Consider the following 2,449-nt stretch of genomic DNA (forward strand, 5'->3'; position numbering starts at 1 on the left):
TGCCTTGACTGACCTGCTTAACAAACATGCGCCTCATGCCGAGCGTATCGGCTTCGAGACCGGTGCGATGGCGAGTTAGCTATGGCATGAACTGTCATTCGGCTTGCAATATTGGCTCTGACGCAAATTTGGTGCAGCACTGGTCATGTGGCGCCGATTAGCCGAGCCTGTAGCAAGCCGAGCTTGGCGCGTCCGTTCATTTGGCGGTTGACCAGTTTGAGCTTGGTGATCTGGCCTTCGGTCTGTCCGTTGGAGCATGACGTCGTGATCGCTGCGCTGACAGCGGCCTTGTCCTTGATGACGCCATTGGCGAAAGACATGACGAGGCTTGCGCGCGCTCGTTCCAACCATGGTTCAAGCTCTCCGCGGGCCTTCTTGCGGATGATCGCATGGAAAGCGGCTATGATCTCTCGAGCTTCCACCAGAAGTGGAACGCCTTGCTCGATGGCCGCAATGGTGACGGTTTCTGACTTTGATAACGTATCGCGGCCATTGGTCATCAGGCGGGCGATCGTTCTCGCGGATGGTACGCGCTGCAGGCTCTGAGCATCGGGCGTTTCGGCACGCCGACGGCGTGTCGCCCATTCGGCAACGACCCGCACCGAGCCTCTAAATCCCTGCGCCTTGAGGCGACGCCATAGTGGCGCTACAACCGTGATCACCGTACGTCCCACGAGCAGGACCAGTCTCTGTCCGGGTTGCGGGACCACTTCAGCGAGGATTCATAGCCGATATCAGCGGCGCCTCACCGATCTGCCGCTGGCGGGGCGGCAGGTTCGCCTGGTGGTCGTGGCGCGCCGCTTTCGCTGCCTTACTGTTTTGTGCGATTGGCGTATTTTCACCGAGCGCTTCGATGACGGAGCTCTGGCACCGTGGGCGCGGCGAACGACCCGGCTCGATTCGAACCGGCATCAAAAGTGCCTAACGTGGTCGCGTAGAGAGGCGCCACAAAGGAAGGACCATTGATATGCCGCACCGTCATCCCTTGTTCAACCAGAGAAAGATCTTGCAGCCCGGGCCGTTCCACATATGAGTCAGAGCCAAATTTGCAGACGATGACGTAATTGCGGTCAGCGTTCGAGGCACGAAAGCTCCGTTGTCGTCGAGCTCTCGCAATCAAGCCATTCGGAGGAGCTGTCATGAGGCAATACGTCAGCCTGGATGTCTCGCAAAGAGAGACTTCGGTTTGCGTTGTCAACGAGACTGATCAAACGATTTTTGAAGGAAAGGCCAAGTCTGATCCCGGCGATCTGTCCAAGCTGCTTCGTAAGCATGCGCCATTGGCGGAGCGCATCGGCTTTGAGACGGGCGCGATGGCAAGCTGGCTTTGGCACGAGCTTCGTAAGGTTGAACTCCCCGTCGTTTGCATCGATGCTAGGCATGCACACGCAGCACTGTCGGTCCGCATGAACAAGAGCGACCGGAATGATGCTCGGGGCCTTGCCGAACTGGTGCGGGTTGGGTGGTATCGAGAAGTCAAAATCAAGAGCGAGGAGAGCCAGAAGGTTCCAGCGATCCTTGTCGCGCGATGCCGCCTTGTGTCCATACGCCGGGATATTAAGAACCAGGTCCGCAGTCTAATCAAGGAATGTGGGTTACTATTCCCTCGTGCGATTGGCCAACAGTTCCGTAACCAGGTCGGCGAGCTATTGGGCGAAGATCATCAACTTCTCAACGTGATCGCGCCGCTCCTGTCGATTCATGAGCATATCTGCCAGCAGCAGAGCAAATTCGACGACGAGGTCCGCCGATTGGCGAAGTCTGACGAGACGACGCGTCGCCCGATGCCGGTCCCTGGTGTTGGCGTGGTGACTGCCTTGACGTTCCGCCATACGATCGATGACCCGTCCCGCTTCCGATCCGCCTCGGCAGTCGGCGCCTATCTCGGCCTCACACCTCGGCGCAACCAATCTGGTGAAGCAGACACTAGTGGCAAGATATCCAGATGGGGCGACAGGCTTCTCCGAACTTACTTGTTCGAGGCAGCGACCGTCCTTCTCTATCGGACCAAAAAATGGTCTTTCCTCAAGGCCTGGGGAGTGAAGCTCGCGAAGCGGATCGGTATGAAAAAGGCAAAGGTCGCCATTGCCCGCAAGGATCGCGGTGATCCTCCACTGCATTTGGGTCGATGGCACGTCGTTCGACTGGGGCCACGCGCCGGCCTAACCTTATTTTGTAAGCTCCTGGCCCGGTCCGCCGGGCCGGCGATGTCCCGCTGGGACGGTGGTCGCGGTGACCTCGGTCAATCGGCTGGCGGCGGCTCGTCCGCACGCCGTTGCAAACGATGAGGCACCCGATCCGGACATCATCATGAGGCGCTTGCGACCTCGGAAAGGACCATGACCCCAGCGACGGGCAGCGGATCGTTGAGATTTAGTCGTCCGTTAAGAAGCCGAATTGAGCGGGGCCGGACAGGCGGGCGTGCGCCAGAGCTGGATCAGGAACAGGC

At 58.9% G+C, this 2,449-nt stretch carries 1 protein-coding gene and 2 pseudogenes; 2 read left to right on the plus strand and 1 reads right to left on the minus strand.

Annotated features, from left to right (window positions below):
- Positions 1 to 143: 143 nt before the first annotated feature.
- Positions 144 to 641, minus strand: a pseudogene (locus AC0L30_RS42705) (transposase); the annotation flags it as partial.
- A 13-nt stretch (positions 642 to 654) separates the two neighbouring features.
- Here AC0L30_RS42705 and AC0L30_RS42710 point away from each other — a divergent pair.
- Both AC0L30_RS42710 and AC0L30_RS42715 read left to right on the plus strand, forming a co-directional pair.
- The gene (locus tag AC0L30_RS42710) at positions 655 to 966 is read left to right on the plus strand and encodes a transposase family protein (protein ID WP_473309187.1); all 312 of its coding nucleotides are present in this window, start codon (positions 655 to 657) and stop codon (positions 964 to 966) included.
- Between the two features lie 173 nt (positions 967 to 1,139).
- A pseudogene (locus AC0L30_RS42715) lies at positions 1,140 to 2,166 on the plus strand (IS110 family RNA-guided transposase).
- The last annotated feature ends 283 nt before the right edge of the window (positions 2,167 to 2,449 follow it).

Source organism: Bradyrhizobium sp. MI1.11, from assembly GCF_055811255.1.